Raw genomic sequence first — 17,011 nt, 5'->3', positions numbered from 1 at the left:
TACGGTGGCTGCGTCACGCTACTCCCAGGGGGTACCAGTTTCCGCGCATCGTACCTGGCGGGCGGGGGCCTGTCGGTGGATGTTGCTGTGAGCAACCGGTCAGCGGTGGCTGTTCTTGACGGTGCCGGTGAGTTTGTCGGTGCCGGGGCCGTACGCGGCGCACAGGACGCGGCGGTCGCCGGAATTCCAGGTGGGCTTGTCCGGGGTCCACCAGGCGAGTTCGAGTTCGGACTCGTCGCGGGACTTGCCGACGTACGTGCCGAACGGGCCGGCGCAGGCCTGGTCGGCGGCGTCGTCGATCGCCTTGTCGCCGGGGTAGGCGCCGGCGGGGAGGGTGACGGAGGCGACCATTTCGCCGTCGTGCTCGACCGGGCAGTCGCGCTGGATCACCTCGTCCTCGACGCTGGTCTCATCGAAGCAGTCGCCGACCGTGAGCTCGTCGACGTACACGCTCGAGGACCCCGGGCCGGGCGCGCCCGAGGTGTCGCTGGACGAGCCGAACGCGATCACGAGGGCGATCAAGGCGATGTAGCCGAGGGTCACGAGGGCGCCGATGATGATGCCGGCGATCGCCATTCCCTTGCCGTGCTGTGGGCGCCGGCTGATCTGGACGAGCGCCGCGATCCCGAGGCCGACCGCGACCGGCGCGGAGACGCCGATCACGATGCCGCCGAGGCCGGTCACCAGCGAGGCGGTCGCGAGCGAGTTCGTCCCGCCGGACCCGCCCGTGTAGCCGTACCCGTACGCCGCCGGCGGCTGCCCGTACGCCACCGGATACTGCCCCGGACCGTACCCATGCCCGTACGGCGCCTGCTGCCCATAAGCCGCCTGCCCGTACGGCGGCTGCCCATAAGCCGAAGCCCCGTACTGCGGCTGCCCGTGCGGCACCTGCCCGTACGGCGGCTGACCGTAAGACGGCTGCCCGTACTGCGGTTGCCCAGGCGCCTGCCCGTACTGCGGCTGACCGTACGTCGGCTGACCGGCCGACGGCGCACCCTGTCCGTACGGCGGCTGCTGCCCCGGCGCGACCCACGACGTACCGGTCGCGTCCTGTCCCGTAGACGGCGTACCACCGGCCTGCTCGCCCGGCGTACCCGTCGGCAACGGCTCCGTCGGCTCATCCGACCGGCCGTACGTCGGGAACGAGCGCGTCGGGTCGTGCGGCACGTCCTGCGGCCGTTCCGGCGGCTCGGGCTCGTACGGCGGCTGAGTCACGTTGTCTCCCAATCCCCCGCAGGCGCTACCGTTGCGCTCCGCGCATCGTACCGCTCAGGTGCGTTCCCGGCATCCCGAGCAGGCAGAGGACGTTGCCGTCAGCAACCGCGTGGTCCTCGAGCACCACGTAGTACATGTCGAGCCCGGACCGTTCGTAGGGCTTCCCGACGAAATCGACGAACGCGCCCGCGCACTGCTGGATCGCCTCCGCACCCGCCTGTGTGCCGGACAACCCGACCAGCGCCGCCTGCACCTTCGCGTATGCCTCGCCCGTGTGCGGCGCTGCGCAGTCGGCGATCCGGACCAGCCGCAGCGCGTCGGACTCCAGGTCCGCGTCGAAGCAGCGGCCGACGTCCACGTGCGAGATCGACACGGTCCGGCCGATACCGCGGCGGTGCTCGGCGACCAGGTTGAGCGTGACCGCGACGCCGATCGCGATCGCCCAGCACAGCGAGACCAGCAAGGCGCCGTACGCGAGCCGCTTTCCGTGCCCGCCGAGCCGCTTGATCCGGCGCAGCGCGATCCCCGCCAGCACGACCGCGAGCGGTACCAGCCCGGGCAGGCTGACCGCGAGCGCGGCGACGGCGTACCCGTCCTGGCGCTTGACCGGCTTCGGGACGCCCTCCAGCCAGGACTCAGCCGACGGCAGCGGTTGCCGCACCGGCTGGATCGGGGAGGAGGGCTGGTTCATCGGGGTCCGTTCCGGGAGGGTACGCCGGGCTACCCCGGACACCCAGTCATCGGACCCGCCCGTCTCGGTGTTACACGTGCCGCCCAGTTATCGGACGTGAGTCACGCCTCAGCGGCGCACCTGGCGCGGGATCGTGAACCCGTCGCTGCGGCCCTCGAACAGCGACACCGTCATCGCCTCCAGTGCGACCAGCGGCGCCACGTTCGCCTCGATCGCCTCCCGCGCCGTCGCGATCGCGTCGATCCGGCGGATCGTCTGCTCGGGAGTGGTGCGGGTCCCGAGCTGCTCGATGTTGCGGTGCAGCTCGGCGTTGATCAGCTCGCCGCCGGCGCGGGTCTGCACCACCAGCACGTCCCGGTACAGCGCAATCAGGTCGACCAGCGAGCGGTCCAGGACGTCGCGTTCCCACCGTTTCGCGCGCGCCTTCTGCTGGTCCTCGAGCTCCTTCAGCGCGGCGTTCGCCTCACGCGGCTTGGCGCCCTTGGTCCCGACGCCGAGCGCCTGCTCGAGCGCGGTGCGCTCCTTCTCGTCGACCTTCTCGGCGCTGGCCTTGGCCTCCTCCTTGGCCGCGTCGACCAGTTGCTGCGCCGCCTTCAGGCACGCCCCGAGATCACGCAGCGCGAACGGAACCTCCAGCACCCGCGTCCGCCGGTCCCGTACCTCGGCGTCCCGGGCCAGCGCCCGCGCCCGCCCGATGTGCCCCTGCGCGGCCCGCGCCGCGAACCACGCCAGGTCCGCGTCCACGCCCAGCTTCGCGCTCAGCATCTCCGCGACCGCCGCGACCGGCGGCGTCCGCAGCACGAGCAGCCGGCAGCGTGAACGGATCGTCGGTACGACGTCCTCGACGGTCGGCGCGCACAGCACCCAGACGGTCCGCGGCGACGGCTCCTCGATGCTCTTCAGCAACGCGTCCGCGGCCTGCTCGGTGAGCCGGTCCGCGTCCTCGATCACCATCACCTGCCAGCGGCCCTGCGTCGGGCTCATCGCGGCCCGCCGGACCAGCTCACGGACCTCGCTGACCCGGATCGACAGCAGCTCGGTGCGGATCAACGACACGTCCGGATGGGCGCCGCTGAGCGCCGTACGGCAGACGTTGCAGTCGCCGCAGCCGTTGTCCGGGCACTGCAGCGCGGCCGCGAACGCGCGCCCCGCGTTCGACCGACCGGACCCTGGCGGCCCGGTGATCAGCCACGCGTGCGTCATCCCGGCGACCGCCGCGCCACTTTCGCCACGCAGTACGCCGGCCGCTCCGTCGACGGCCTTCCGCAGCACCGCGACCGCGGGCTCCTGCCCGACCAGGTCGTCCCAAACACTCATAGGTGACTCACCTTCGGGAGGATCGGTTGCAGCCGGGCCCGGATCTGCCGGGCGATGTCCTCGCGGTCCTGGGACGCGTCGACGACCAGGTAGTGCTGCGGCTCGGCGGCGGCCAGCTCGAGGAACGCGTGCCGGACCCGCTCGTGGAACTCGTCGCCCTGCGCCTCGATCCGGTCCCGCTCCTTGAATCGGCCGAGCCCGCTCCTCGGCGGCAGGTCGAGCAGGATCGTCAGGTTCGGCCGGAGGTCGTTGGTGGCCCAGCGGTTCACCCGCTCGACATCGGACAGGTCGAGATCCCGGCCGGAGCCCTGGTACGCGAGCGCGGAGTCGACGTACCGGTCGGTGATCACCACCGCGCCGGCCTTCAGCGCCGGTTTGATCACCGAGTCGACGTGCTCGGCCTTGTCGGCGGCGTAGATCAGCGCCTCGGCGCGATGCGAGATGTCACCGGTGGCCGGGTCGAGGACGATCTGGCGGAGCGTCTTGCCGAGCTCGGTCGCGCCGGGCTCGCGGGTCAGCAGCACCTGCTGGCCCTGCTCCTCCAGCCACTTCACCAGCAGCGCGGACTGCGTCGACTTGCCCGCGCCCTCGCCGCCTTCCAGCGCGACGAACAGCCCGGTGGTCGGGTAGTCGCCGCGGGTCTTGCCGAAACTCCGCCGGACGTCGCGCCAGAACGGCACGCCAGGCCGGTCGTCCATCTGCCGCCAGGCGAGCAGCCCGATCACGCCCGCCACCACCGCGGCGATCACCATCGTCATCGAGGCGCCGTTGTACGTCGCCGAGTGGCCCGCGATCGTCCAGGTGTGCCGTCCGATCGCACCCGCGGCGAACGGCGCGATCGCCAGCGTCACCGCGAGCACCGTCCGCACCGCCGACTGCACGAACGCGAACGTCCGCCCGCGCACCGCGTCCGGCACCTCGAGACCGAGCAGCGTGTACCCCGACACCCACGAGCCGCCGGCGCAGAACCCGAGCAGGATCGCGATCATCGTGGCGATCTCGATCTGCTGGATCAACGCCAGCCCGGCCAGGCAGATCCCGGACCCGACCAGCCCGGCCGCGAACAGCCGGCGCCGGGACAGCCCGGAGAAGATCCGCGGCCCGAACCCCATCCCGAGCGCGAGCCCGCCGAACACGGCCCCGAAGAGCACGCCGTACCCCGGGTCGCCGGCGCCGAGGTCCTCGACGTACGTCCGGCCGAGGCCGACCACGACCGCGCCCGCCGCGAACGCCCCGGAGATGCCGACCACGAGCCCGCGGACCACCGGCGTACCGGTGACGTACGACCAGCCCTCGACCATCGTCCGCCACAGCGTCGGGTGGTCCTCGTGCTCGTGCACCGCGCGGCCGATCTCGGAGACCGACACGATCGCGAGCGCGGAGATCGCGAACGTCGCGGCGTTCACGTAGACGGCCAGCTGGATCGAGAAGTCGCCGGCCCAGCGGGTGACCAGCGTGATCGCGGTGAAGAGCGCGGCGGCCGGGAGGGCCGAGCCGTACGTCGTGATCAGGCTGAGCTGGTTCGCCGCCTCGAGCCGGTGCCGGGGCACCAGGTTCGGCACGCTGGCGTCCTTGGCGGGACCCCAGATCAGGCTGACGATCTCGATCAGCACGGTTGCGACCAGCAGCCAGGTGAGGGTGTTGACGATCGGGATCGTGACGAAGAACGCGGCCCGGACCAGGTCGCCGACGATCATCGTCGCGCGCCGGTCCAGCCGGTCCGCGACCCAGCCCGCGACCGGTCCCATCACCAGCGCCGGCAGCACCCGGAGGAACAGCACGCCGCCGATCGCGAAGTTCGCCAGCTGGTAGTTGTCGCCGGCGAACGACTTCGCCATCGCGGTCAGCGCCAGCAGGCCGATCCAGTCACCGAGGCTGGACAGCCCGAACCCGATCCACAGCCGCCGGAACGCCCGAATCCGCAGCACCGCGCGCACATCGTGCGCCGGTGCAGGATCTGTCAGCGGGTCATAGGCCTCCGGCACACCGCAAGCCTAGTGGGCACTCCGGACAGCCCGACACGCATCCCGATCGCAACTCTCCGGCATCGGGTCCACACTGAAAGTAGTCGAGCGTCCGGGGGGCTGATGAGCCACGTCAAAGCGCACCACAGCAGACACCGGCTGCCTCGACGCGGCTCGGGCGCACCCGTCGGCGTCGCGGCGATCGCGACCCTCGTCGGGACGGTCGGCATCGCCGGGACCGCCCTGTTCAGCCCCTCCGGCCCGGCGCCGGCCAAGCCGCACGCGCCGGACCCGAGCCCGACCGTTCAGGTCCCCAAGGCCGCCTGCTCCAAAGCACCTGTCAACGCGTGCAACGCGGCCTTCAACTCCGGCGCCGGCAGATAACCGAACCCAAGCCGGAACACCCGCGCCTCGTCCCCGAACCAGTCCCCGTCAGCGAGCCGTACGCCGACGCGCGCCGCCGCCTCCTTGAACCGCCCCACATCCACCTTCACCCCCACCACACACAACGCCCCCGCCGAAGGCCGAACCCACTCCACAAACCGACTGTTCGCGCTTACCCAGTCCTGGGTGATTAGAAGGTTCTGCTCCAAGCAGCTGCTTCGTTCGGCCAGGTTCTCCTGCTCGAACACACGAACCGCCAGCGCCTCACACACCGGCGACACAGACACGACCGTACTGAACTTCGCCGTCACCAACCGCTCCACCAACGCCGGATCCGTGCTGATCACCCACCCGATCCGCAACCCGGCCGCCCCGTGGCACTTGGACAACGACGCCACCGAGACCACCCGCGCCCCAAGCCCGACCGCCGTCTCCGCGACCGCATCACTCCCGTACGTCGCCACCCGATACGTCTCGTCCACCAGCAGATACGCGTCCGGGCAGATCTCGTCCATGGCCTCGACGATCTCCCGCAGCACCGGCAGCGGTACGGCGACGCCCGACGGGTTCTGCGGTGTCGCCAAGCTGACCAGCTTCGTCTCCGGCGTGAGCTGCGCGCGTACGGAGTCCGCCCGTACCTGATACCCGTCGTCGAAGCCCACCGGGACCACCCGTACCGACGCCCCCACCGTCTCGAACGCGCTCCGCGTCATCGGGAACTCCGGCGCCGTCGTCACCACCTCGCCCCGCTCCGCCAGCAGGTACGCGAGCAGGAAGATCCCGTGCATCCCGCCGACCGTCACGACGACGTCATCGGCCCGTACGCCGTGCCGCTCCGCGATCGCGGTCCGCAGCCGGACGTCGCCGGCCGCCGTACCGTAGCCGAGCTCGAGATCGCCCAGCTCCGGAGTCAGCAGCTCCGCGAGCCGGAGGTCCGGCCCGTAGCTCTCGCCGAGTTCGTGGCGGGCCTGGTCGGCGGTCAGGGACATGATCTGGTGGCGCGGAAACTTCGGCATACCGCCATCGTTCCGCCCATCCGCTCGCCACTGGAGAGCCAATCCGGCAGAATTGGTTCGCAGATGAGACCAATCGAGGTGGCTGACCGGTTGGGCCGCTGGTCGTCCGGCCGCGGCCCGCTCTACCTGCTGCTCGCGGCCCGCCTGCGGCAGCTGATCGACGACGGCGAACTCCCGCCCGGCGTACTGCTGCCACCGGACCGTGTCCTCGCGGCCGCGCTGGCGGTCGGCCGTACGACGGTGGTCGCGGCGTACGACCTGCTCCGGGCCGAGGGGCGGATCACCCGGCGCCAGGGCAGCGGGACGCGCGTGGCCGGCGTACCTCGCGGAGCGCAGGTGGAAGACGCGCCGGTGGACCCGATCTTCCTGGATTCACTGGAGGCGCGGGACGACGACGTACTGCTGGCCATCTGTGCCGCACCGGGGGATCCGCCGCCGCAGTTGGCGGAGGCGTTCGCGCAGATCGCGCCTGAGCTCGCGTGTGTGGACAACGACATCGGGTATTACCCGTACGGCCACCCGTCACTGCGGCAGGCGTTGGCGGACCGGTACACGTCTCGCGGGGTGCTGACGCGTCCGGAGCAGATCATGGTCACGAACGGCGGCCAGCAGGCTCTCTCGTTGCTGGCGCATGCGTTGGTGTCGCCTGGTGACCAGGTGATCGTGGAAGCGCCGACGTACCCGGGGGCGCTGGAGGTCTTCCGGGAAGAAGGCGCAGTACTGCGCGGGCTGCCGGTCGGGCTGGACGGGCTAGAGGCCGCGGTCCGGGAGCGGCGTCCGGCGGTGGCGTATGTGATCCCGACGTACCACAACCCCACCGGCTCGGTGCTGTCCGCGCTGGCCCGGCAGCGGCTGGCGAATGCGGGCGTGCCGGTGATCGAGGACGAGGTCCCGGCTGATCTCGCGTTCCCTGGTGAGCCCGTGGTCACGCCGATGGCGGCGTACGGCGATGCGGTGATCTCGATCGGCTCGCTCAGCAAGAGCATCTGGGGCGGTCTGCGGATCGGTTGGGTACGCGCCGCACCACCCTTGATCAATCGGCTGGCCCGGCTGCGCGCCGTACACGACCTGGGCGGCAACGTGCCCACTCAACTGGCCGCCGCACACCTGCTGCCGCTGCTGGACGCTCCTGAGCTGCACAACACCCTCAAGGCCCGCCACGACCACCTGCACTCACAGCTGACCGCCGCCCTCCCCGACTGGCACGTCCCACCAGTCAAAGGCGGCCAGTGCCTCTGGGTACGCCTCCCGTACGGCGACGCCAACTCCTTCGCCCAAGCCGCCCTGAGACACGGCCTCGCCGTCCTCCCCGGCACCGGCCTCGACATCACCGGCGCCAGCACCTCCCACCTCCGCCTGCATTTCCGCGCCCGCCCCACAGACCTCACCGAAGCAGTCCACCGCCTCACCAAGGCCTGGCACACCTACAACCCACCACCCGTCCCCACCCACCCCCGCCCAACCATCGCCATCTGAGCTGGCGGGTGCGTTAAATTCCACGCATGGACAGGATTCCGATACGTGAGCTCAGCCAGCACACGAGAGCGGTGCTGGCACGCGTATCAGACGGTCAGTCGCTCGAGATCACGGTCAGAGGCCGGCCAACCGCACGGATCGTGCCGATTGACGACAACACCAGCATCCGGTCCGACCTGATCCGTCGTGGTCGGCTGATTCCGGCGAGCAACCCGGGCCGGATGGTTCTTCCTGCGGGCACGTCACATGCGTCTCTCGAGTCCACCGAGATCGTGTCGGATCTTCGGGAGGAACGACTGTAGCCCTCGGCCCACGCTGGCAAATGATCCGGCAGGAAGCGGAAAGTGCGGCGCTCGAGTCATGGCGCGAACACAGGGCTCGTCGCGTCGGCGTTGGTGCTCACCGAGGTGCCTCGTGCACTGCGTCGATCCGATCCAGGGCGATTGGCCGCCGTTCCTACCGCGCTGGCGAGGCTCGATCGGGTTCCTGTGGACGAGACCGTCCTGGCGACCGCGGCGGCGTACGAGGATCCGATGCTGCGCACGCTCGACGCGATTCATCTGGCGACGGCGCAGTCGCTGGTTCTCGAAGGAATCGGGCTGACTGCGCTGGTCACCTACGACAAGCGTCTGCTGGCTGCGGCCGCTGACATCGGTCTGCCGACGGCCGCGCCCGGCGCGATCTGAGCTGACGCACCCCGCCGCGCCGGGCCTGTAGGAGGGGTAGGCGGGCGCGGCGGGGTGGGATCAGTGGGTGAAGCGGAGGGTGAGGGTGGCGGGGGCCGTCTTCAGTTTGTCGCGGTCCGGGAGGGCGGGGCCGCAGGCTGCGGTGCCGACGCCGGTCTGGGCGATGTCGAGGGTGACGTACGTCGTGTCACCGGGGACCAGGTCCGCCGTGTGGTGGGCGGTTTCCAGGTCGTGCGTCGTCCAGTCGCGGACCGTGAGGCCGAAGAGTTCGCCGAGCGCCTCGATGCGCAGGCCGTCGATCGTGGCCCAGCGGGTGTCGATGCGCTGGCCGTTCTCCTGCGGACGGACGTACGGCGTCTGCAGTTCGGCGACCGTGGCGGAGTACTTCCCGACCGCGGCGGCCGCACGGGTGTCGACGTACGCCTCGTTCGGGCCGGTGCCGAACCACTCGACGCGGTCGGCCTTCGGTACGTCGAACGTGATGCCGAGCCGCGGCAGCACCTCCGGGATCAGGCCCTCCGGTTCGATGCTCAGCTCGAGCACGGTCGCACCGTCGACGGCGGTCCAGCGCCAGGTGCTGCGCAAACCCCACTGGAGCTGCGGCGGCGCCGTCCGGGTGACGACCTCCCAGGCCCCGTCCCGCTCCTCCTCCGAGACGATCCGGTGCTGCACCCGGTGCAGCCCTTCCTCGCGCCACTTGTCCGCGACACCCGGGTTCGTGTCGTTGTCGATCGGCGCCCGCCAGACGTCGAGCCGCACGTTCCGCAACCCACCGACGGCAATCCCCCCAACCCCAGCAACACCATCAGCCGGCGTACCGGTCGCGATCGGGGCCGCAGGTGCCGGCTCGTCCAGGCGGATCTGACCCCAGGCGACGCGGTGACCGGCGTCGGCCCACGGGGTCGCCTCGGTGAGCTCGGCTGTGACCGTGAGCCACGCCTCGGTGCGCTCACTCTGCTTGAGGACGCCCGGCGGCAGCTCCACGGAGACCGTCTCGCCGGGGGCGATCACCGGAACCGGCAGGTTCCCACCGCCGACGAACTCACCCTCCGCCTCGGTCCGCGTCGTGAACGTCAGGTGGCTCGTGTCCAGCACCTCGTACAGGTTGGTGATCGCGACCCGGTTGCCATCAGCAACGATGCGCAGCGGTTCGATCACCTTCGCGTATTCGTGCATGCCCGGCGACGGCGTCCGGTCCGGGAACAGCAGCCCGTCGCAGACGAAGTTCCCGTCGTGGATGGTTTCGCCGAAGTCGCCGCCGTACGCGTACACCTCGCGCCCGTCGATCGTCGTCCGGATCCCGTGGTCGATGAACTCCCAGATGAACCCGCCCTGGCACCGCGGGTACTTCTCGAACGCCTCCCGGTAGTCGAGCAACCCACCCGGCCCGTTCCCCATCGCGTGCCCGTACTCACACAGGATGAACGGCAGGTTCCGATACAGACCGCTGTCGGCCCCGATCTCCGCGCACCCCTCCGGCGAGGTGTACATCCGCGAGTAGATATCGACGAACTCGGCCTCGGTGTCGCGCTCGTAGTGCACCGGCCGCGACGGGTCGAGCTCCTTCACGGCGTCGTACATGTCCTTGAGGTTCGAACCCATCCCGCACTCGTTGCCGAGCGACCAGATCACGATCGACGGGTGGTTCTTGTCCCGGTGCACGGTCCGCTGCATCCGGTTCACCAGATCGTCCCGGAACCGCACGTCCATCACCGGATTGGGCAGCTTCGGCGGCTGCGGCTCGTACCCGAACCCGTGCGACTCCAGGTCGCACTCGTCGATCACGTACAGCCCGTACTCGTCGCACAGCGACAGGAAGTGCGGGTGCGGCGGGTAGTGGCTGGTGCGGACCGCGTTGATCCCGGCGCGCTTCATGATCAGTACGTCGTCGAGCATGTCCTGCTCGGTCAGCGTCCGCCCGCGGTCCGGGTGGAACTCGTGCCGGTTGACGCCCTTGAACAGCACCCGGTTGCCGTTGACGGTGAAGATCCCGTCGACGATCGCGACCGTCCGGAACCCGATCCGCAACCGCACGTCACCGCCGGCCGTCCGCAGTACGGCGTCGTACAGCCGCGGCACCTCGGCGCTCCACGGCTGCACGCCCTCGACCCGTACGTGCTCACCCGTCGGCACCTCGAGGCCCAGCTCTGCCACGGACACGGTGCCCGGTACGTCGGACTCGACGAGCAGCGTGCCGACGCCGTCGACGTGGTCCCAGGCCGCCTTCACGAACACGTCGGTCGGCGCGTCGGGACGGAGCGCGAGCAGGTTCACCTCACGGAAGATCCCGGACAGCCACCACATGTCCTGGTCCTCGACGTACGAACCCGTCGACCACTGGTGCACCCGGACCGCGATCTGCGCGTCCTTGCCGGGGGCAACCAGGTCGGTCACGTCGAACTCCGAGACCAGCCGGGACCCGGACGACCAGCCGACGGACGACCCGTTCACGTACACCGCGAACCGCGAGTCCACACCCTCGAACCGGAGCACGATCCGGGCGCCCGCGAAGTCGGCCGGCACCGTGACCGTGCGGACGTAGTCGCCGGTCGGGTTGTCGGTCGGCACGTACGGCGGCTCCAGCGGGAACGGATACACCACGTTCGTGTACGCCGGCTTGCCGTAGCCGCTGAGCTGCCAGTGGCCCGGGACCGCGATGGTGTCCCAGCCGGAGGTGTCCGGGTCCTTCAGGTCGTCCGGCGCGTCCGCGACGCTCGGGGACAGCCGGAAGCTCCAGTCCCCGCTGAGCGGCAGCCGCCCGGAGTCGTCATCCAGCCACGAACGCGGGGGCAGTACGTTCGCCCCGGAAGCAAAGTCCTCGACGTAATGAGTCACGAAAGTCGACCCTAAGGCCTAACTGTTCACAACTCCACACCTATCAACAGATATGGACAGTCAGGCCTGACAGTTCTGACACACACCCACCAGCGCGACCTGCTCGGGCGCCAGGTGGAACCCGAGGTCGCGGGCCAGCTTCTTCCGGGCGGACTCGAGGATGTCGCCGGGAGCGTCGTACACGGTCCCGCACTCCGAGCACCGCAGATGCAGGTGCCGTGGCGCCAGATCCCCGGCCAGGTGGTACGTCGTACCCGCCCGGCCGAGGTGCACGTGCGTGACCAGCCCGAACTCGCCGAGCGCGTCCAGCGCCCGGTACACGGTCGCCCGATGGATCCCCGGCCGCAGCTGCTCGGCCCGTTCCCCGATCTGCTCCGCGCTGAGATGCTCCTCGGTCCCCGCCAGCACCTCCACCACCGCAAGCCGGGCAGGAGTCACCCGCTCGCCCCGCTCCCGCAACCGCTGCGCGCTGACCTCGACAGCACTCGTCATCCGCGCTCCTCGCAAATCCACCGGTTCTGACCCCACCCAATGTACGTTCCTACCACGTCCTACCCCGGGGGAACTCCGATGAGTGATCAGCCGAACGCGATGGCCCGGCGCGGCCAGGCCCAGCTGCGTGGTGTCGCACGGAACGTCCAGTACCGCTCCGAGGCCCGCTCGGAGAACGGCGCGGTCCAGGTGCTGACCCTCCGGCTCGAGCAGCCGGGGCTCCAGCCCGTCCAGGTCGAGCTGCGCGCACTCGCGCTGGAGGGTCAGGTCGTCGACGGCGAGCAGGTGAGTGTCGCCGGCAAGTGGCGGGGCGGGCGCCTCGTCGCGCGGGAGATCCGCAGCGAGAGCACCGGGGTCGCGGTCCGCGCCCGGAAGCCGCCGCTGTGGCTGGCACTTCCGGTCGGGATCGCGTTCCTGGTGTTCTTCGCGTTCGTCGTCTACTTCATCGTCCGCGGCATCAGCAGCTTCGGCGGCTGAGCCTCAGGACTTCTTGGCCGGAGCCTTCTTCGCGGTCGCCTTCTTTGCCGCAGTCTTTTTGGTTGCGGCCTTCTTGGTTGCGGTCTTCTTGGCGGCCGTCTTCTTCGTGGTGGTCTTCTTGGCGGCGGCCTTCTTCGCGGTGCGCTTGACCGGGCCGCGGGCGCGCTTCTCGGCCAGGAGCTCGGCTGCGCGGAGCAGGGAGATGGTTTCGACCGAGTCGTCCTTGCGGAGCGTCGCGTTCGTCTCCCCGTCGGTGACGTACGGGCCGAAGCGGCCTTCCTTCACCACCACGGGCTTCTTGGACTCCGGGTCCTCGCCCAGCTCCTTCAGCGGCGGTGCGGCGGCCCGGCGGCCACGCTGCTTCGGCTCTGCGTAGATCTTCAGAGCCTCCTCCAGCGTGATGTCGAACATCTGCTCCTCGGTCGACAGCGACCGCGAGTCCGTGCCCTTCTTCAGGTACGGCCCGTACCGCCCGTTCTGCGCCGTGATCTCCTCGCCGTTCGACGGGTCGACCCCGACCACCCGCGGCAGCGACAGCAGCTTCATCGCGTCGTCGAGGCCGATCGAGTCCAGCGTCATCGACTTCAGCAGCGACCCGGTCCGCGGCTTCGCGCTCTTCGGCGCGTCCTCGGGCAGCACCTCGGTCACGTACGGCCCGAACCGCCCCGCCTTGGCCACCACGCGAAGCCCGGTGTCCGGCGCGTTGCCCAGCTCGTGCTCGACGCCCGACGGCTGCTCCAGCAGCTCGCGCGCCTTGTCGACGGTCAGCTCGTCCGGCGGCAGGTCCTCCGGTACGTTCGCGCGCCGCTCGTCCTTGTCCTCGACGTACGGCCCGTAGCGGCCGACGCGGAGCACGATCCCGGAGTCGTCACCGCCGACCGGGAACGTCGACATCTGCCGGGCGTCGATGTCGCCGAGGTCGGTGACCATCGACTTCAGGCCCTCGAGCTGGTCGTCACCGAAGTAGAACCGGGACAGCACGCCCTCGCGCTGCAGGTCACCGGACGCGACCTCGTCGAGCACGTCCTCCATCGTCGCGGTGAACGCGTAGTCCACCAGCCGGGTGAAGTGCTCCTCGAGCAGCCGCACGACCGCGAACGCCAGCCAGGCCGGAACCAGCGCCTGACCCTTCTTGTAGATGTACCCGCGGGCCACGTTCGTCCCGAGGATCGAGGCGTACGTCGACGGCCGGCCGATCTCGCGCTCTTCCATCTCGCGGATCAGCGTCGCCTCGGTGTAGCGCGCCGGGGGCTTCGTCTCGTGCCCGGACGCGATCACCTCCGACGCCGGCAGTACGTCGCCCTCGGTCACGTCCGGCAGCCGGGTCTCCTGGTCGTCCGTCCCGGCGGACGGGTCGTCCGCGCCCTCGACGTACGCCTTGAGGAACCCGTGGAAGGTGATCACCCGGCCGGACGAGGTGAACTCGCACTGCTCGCCCGTCCCGGCGGTGGCGTCGATCTTGATCGAGACGCTGTTCCCGATCGCGTCCCGCATCTGCGAGGCGATCGTCCGCATCCAGATCAGCTCGTACAGCCGGAACTCGGAGCCGCTCAGCCCGGTCTGCGCGGGCGTCTGGAACGTCTCGCCGGCCGGCCGGATCGCCTCGTGCGCCTCCTGCGCGTTCTTCACCTTGGAGGTGTAGACGCGCGGCTTGTCCGGCAGGTACGACGCGCCGTACAGCTCCCGGACCTGCGCCCGGGCGGCGGTGATCGCGGTGTCCGACAGCGTGACGCTGTCGGTACGCATATAGGTGATGTTGCCGTTCTCGTAGAGCCGCTGGGCGACCTGCATGGTCTGCGAAGCGGACATGCCGAGCTTGCGGCCGGCCTCCTGCTGCAGCGTGGTGGTCCGGAACGGCGCGTACGGCTTGCGGGTGTACGGCTTGGACTCGATCGACCGGACCGTGAACTGCGACTCGCGCAGCGCACCGGCCAGCGCGGTCGCGGTCGCCTCGTTCAGGTGGACCGTGTTCGCGCCCTTGAGCTCACCGGTCGAACTGAAGTCGCGGCCCTGCGCCACCCGCTTGCTGTCCACCGAGACCAGGCGGGTACCGAACTGCCGCGGGTTCCGGTCCTCGCCGGCGTCCAGCGTGGCGTCCAGGTCCCAGTACGACGCACTCCGGAACGCGATCCGCTCGCGCTCCCGGTCGACCACCATCCGGATCGCGACCGACTGCACCCGGCCCGCCGACAGCCGCGGCATGACCTTCTTCCAGAGCACCGGGGAGACCTCGTACCCGTACAACCGGTCCAGGATCCGGCGCGCCTCCTGGGCGTCGACCAGGTCCTCGTCGATGTCCCGGGCGTTGCCGACCGCGTCCTGGATCGCCTTCGGGGTGATCTCGTGGAAGACCATCCGCTTGACCGGGACCTTCGGCTTCAGCTCCTCGAGCAGGTGCCAGGCGATCGCCTCGCCCTCGCGGTCCTCATCTGTCGCCAGGAAGAGCTCGTCGGCGCCCTTGAGCAGGTCCTTCAGCTTGCGGATCTGCGCCTTCTTGTCGGCCGGTACGACGTACAGCGGGTCGAAGTGCTCGTCGACGTTCACGCCCAGCCGTGCCCACGGCAGGCCCTTGTACTTCGCCGGGATCTCGTCGGCCCCGCTCGGCAGGTCGCGGATGTGGCCGAAGCTGGACTCCACCACGTACCCGGACCCCAAGAAGCCGGCGATCATCCGCGCCTTCTTCGGCGACTCGACGATCACCAAACGGGTCCCTGCGGCTGTCTTAGTCCCTGCTGCCCCTGCCACTGCGCTCCCTACTCTTCTCGTCCTGCTGACAACGCCCCTCGTCCGACGCCTGTTCCCCCGAGCACAGACCGACCCTGCCCGTGGACAGGGTACGGCCGACGGCAATGCAATTTCTCAACGCACGGTAACCGCAAACGGCCCCGTACGCCTCCGAGGGTGCCAGAAAGTGGCGAACGCCCCACGATCACGGCGCGTCGCGATCCCACCACAGTGTGCCCCCGGCGACGAATCGAGCGTACGCCGTCTCAGCGGACGAACCGTACCTCGGGGAACTTCGGGGAGTCGCCGCGGAGCAGCAGCGCGGGCCGCCGGCGGAGCGTCAGATCGAAGTAGGCGGCCAGGTACCCGCGCTGCGCGAGCACGCTGCGGGCCGGCTTCGCGCTGCCGACCAGCGCCGTGATCACCGACGAGACGATCGGGTCCTCGCCGTAGATCGCATGGAATAACTGGGAGAAGACAAACTGGTAGTCGGTGAACGCCTTCTGCTTCGACCGGGTCAGCGTCAGGTTCAGCCGGCCGCCGCGCTGCGCCGCCCAGAACGCCGCCCAGGACTTGTCGTAGTAGTCCTTGCCCGGCTCGGTGCGCTGGGTCTCGGCGGAGCCGAACAGCATGAACGGCCGGTCCAGCCCGTGCTCGGCGACGTCGCCGAGCGGGCCCTTCAGCCTGTCGTCCTGGAGCGTGCCGTCGAGGTTGGCGCCGGCCAGGATCCGCTCGTCGGCGAGCATCGCGTTCCCGGTCGCGTAGCCGCCGAGCGCGTGCCCGAACATGCCGATCTTGCGCACGTCCAGCCCGTCCGCGAACCCGTCCGGGAGACGTTTGCCGTCCGCGTCGACGGTGTCCCCGTCGGCGATCCGCTGCAACTGGTCGAGGACGAAGCGGACGTCGGCGGTCCGGGTGTCGACGGCCGCCCGGATGTCGGACGGCCGCGGCGGATCCTGCGACGTACCGGGGAGGAACCGTCCGCCAGGAAACTCCACCGGCGTTTCGTGGGAGTGGTCGATCGTGACCACCACGTACCCGCGGCTGGCGAGGTCCTCCACCTGTGCGGTGTTCACGAAGCGGCTGGTCTGGTGGCCGGGGGAGAACAGTACGACGGGGTGGCGGAGGGGCTGCATCGGTACGTCGACCCGCGCGTGCGTGACGGTGTTGCCGAAGTCGAAGGACCCGGCCGGCAGGGCGAGCCCGTCCTCGCCGGTCCAGATCGCGTCCACCTCGACCGCGGTCCGCGCCGGCATGTACTTCGCGAACGGCGCCGTCGCGGACATCCCCGACGGATACGAGAAGCTGACCATCAACTCCCGCTGCCCGCTGGGCATCGCCGGATCGATCCGCCCGTTGTCGACCAAATGCACAGCGGTCGTCCCCAACGCCTTCCGTCCGGTAGGCGCAGGCAACGAGAAACGCACCGGATGAAAGTTGGGGTCACCCTGGGCACGTACTCCGGGATCGAAAGGTACGGCGTGTGCGAGGTTCGGCACGACCGCCGTCGCCCCGGCTGCCAGGCCGGCCGTCAACAGCCCGCGTCTGGTGAGGTTGAGGCTGCTGAGGCTGGTGGGACGCGAGTTCGCCATGCGACTCATCGTCAACTTCTGGTTTCACCCCGTGATGGCGACACCGTCTCAACTTGATGAAGCTGACCTGATGACAATCCGCGATCGATGAGCTTCACTGTGCACATCTTGTTCATTGATGCGTGAAGTGAGGCACTCGTGA

13 protein-coding genes are annotated in these 17,011 nt (G+C 69.9%); 4 read left to right on the top strand and 9 right to left on the bottom strand.

The features are described from left to right. Positions 1-99: 99 nt before the first annotated feature. The 5 genes from ACFV9C_RS04885 to ACFV9C_RS04865 form a co-directional block, all read right to left on the bottom strand. Entirely contained in the window at positions 100-1,215 is a 1,116-nt protein-coding gene (locus ACFV9C_RS04885; protein WP_380190733.1) for a DUF4190 domain-containing protein, read from the bottom strand. Positions 1,216-1,240: 25 nt separating this feature from the next. After that, positions 1,241-1,906 (bottom strand): DUF4190 domain-containing protein, encoded by a 666-nt coding sequence (locus ACFV9C_RS04880; protein WP_380190732.1) that lies wholly within the window; start codon positions 1,904-1,906, stop codon positions 1,241-1,243. Positions 1,907-2,014: 108 nt separating this feature from the next. Next, positions 2,015-3,223: a DNA polymerase III subunit delta' gene (locus tag ACFV9C_RS04875; RefSeq protein WP_380190731.1), complete on the bottom strand. Its 1,209-nt coding sequence runs from the start codon at positions 3,221-3,223 to the stop codon at positions 2,015-2,017. Continuing rightward, the gene (tmk, locus tag ACFV9C_RS04870) at positions 3,220-5,208 is read right to left on the bottom strand and encodes a dTMP kinase (RefSeq protein WP_380190730.1); all 1,989 of its coding nucleotides are present in this window, start codon (positions 5,206-5,208) and stop codon (positions 3,220-3,222) included. The genes ACFV9C_RS04875 and tmk overlap by 4 nt, the downstream gene beginning before the upstream one ends. Before the next feature lie 284 nt (positions 5,209-5,492). Beyond that, entirely contained in the window at positions 5,493-6,587 is a 1,095-nt protein-coding gene (locus ACFV9C_RS04865) for a pyridoxal phosphate-dependent aminotransferase (RefSeq protein ID WP_380190729.1), read from the bottom strand. Positions 6,588-6,650: 63 nt separating this feature from the next. Between ACFV9C_RS04865 and ACFV9C_RS04860 the strand changes: the two genes are divergently transcribed. Genes ACFV9C_RS04860 through ACFV9C_RS04850 form a run of 3 tightly spaced genes read left to right on the top strand, consistent with a single transcriptional unit; the run spans position 6,651 to position 8,749 of the window. Further along, the gene (locus ACFV9C_RS04860; protein ID WP_380190728.1) at positions 6,651-8,063 is read left to right on the top strand and encodes a PLP-dependent aminotransferase family protein; all 1,413 of its coding nucleotides are present in this window, start codon (positions 6,651-6,653) and stop codon (positions 8,061-8,063) included. A gap of 26 nt (positions 8,064-8,089) precedes the next feature. Continuing rightward, complete coding sequence (locus tag ACFV9C_RS04855; RefSeq protein ID WP_380190727.1) at positions 8,090-8,365, top strand: type II toxin-antitoxin system Phd/YefM family antitoxin; 276 nt, start codon at positions 8,090-8,092, stop codon at positions 8,363-8,365. A 42-nt stretch (positions 8,366-8,407) separates the two neighbouring features. Continuing rightward, the gene (locus tag ACFV9C_RS04850; RefSeq protein WP_380190726.1) at positions 8,408-8,749 is read left to right on the top strand and encodes a type II toxin-antitoxin system VapC family toxin; all 342 of its coding nucleotides are present in this window, start codon (positions 8,408-8,410) and stop codon (positions 8,747-8,749) included. A gap of 60 nt (positions 8,750-8,809) precedes the next feature. On the opposite strand, the gene ACFV9C_RS04845 is transcribed toward ACFV9C_RS04850, so the two are convergent. Both ACFV9C_RS04845 and ACFV9C_RS04840 read right to left on the bottom strand, forming a co-directional pair. Further along, positions 8,810-11,584 (bottom strand): glycoside hydrolase family 2 TIM barrel-domain containing protein, encoded by a 2,775-nt coding sequence (locus ACFV9C_RS04845; RefSeq protein ID WP_380190725.1) that lies wholly within the window; start codon positions 11,582-11,584, stop codon positions 8,810-8,812. Between the two features lie 60 nt (positions 11,585-11,644). Beyond that, positions 11,645-12,076, bottom strand: coding sequence for a Fur family transcriptional regulator (locus ACFV9C_RS04840; protein ID WP_380190724.1), 432 nt, complete (start codon positions 12,074-12,076; stop codon positions 11,645-11,647). A gap of 78 nt (positions 12,077-12,154) precedes the next feature. Between ACFV9C_RS04840 and ACFV9C_RS04835 the strand changes: the two genes are divergently transcribed. Then, positions 12,155-12,553, top strand: a complete 399-nt coding sequence (locus tag ACFV9C_RS04835; protein WP_380190723.1) for a hypothetical protein — start codon at positions 12,155-12,157, stop codon at positions 12,551-12,553. 3 nt (positions 12,554-12,556) lie between these two features. Here the strand turns inward: ACFV9C_RS04835 and topA are convergent, their stop codons facing one another. Together topA and ACFV9C_RS04825 are read right to left on the bottom strand one after the other, a co-directional pair. Then, the gene (gene topA / locus ACFV9C_RS04830; RefSeq protein WP_380190722.1) at positions 12,557-15,253 is read right to left on the bottom strand and encodes a type I DNA topoisomerase; all 2,697 of its coding nucleotides are present in this window, start codon (positions 15,251-15,253) and stop codon (positions 12,557-12,559) included. Positions 15,254-15,543: 290 nt separating this feature from the next. After that, complete coding sequence (locus ACFV9C_RS04825) at positions 15,544-16,869, bottom strand: hypothetical protein (RefSeq protein ID WP_380190721.1); 1,326 nt, start codon at positions 16,867-16,869, stop codon at positions 15,544-15,546. Positions 16,870-17,011 lie beyond the last annotated feature (142 nt).

The sequence above is a fragment of the Kribbella sp. NPDC059898 genome (assembly GCF_042730855.1).
Taxonomy (GTDB): Bacteria; Actinomycetota; Actinomycetes; order Propionibacteriales; family Kribbellaceae; genus Kribbella.
This window is presented reverse-complemented; position numbering and strand designations above follow the sequence as displayed.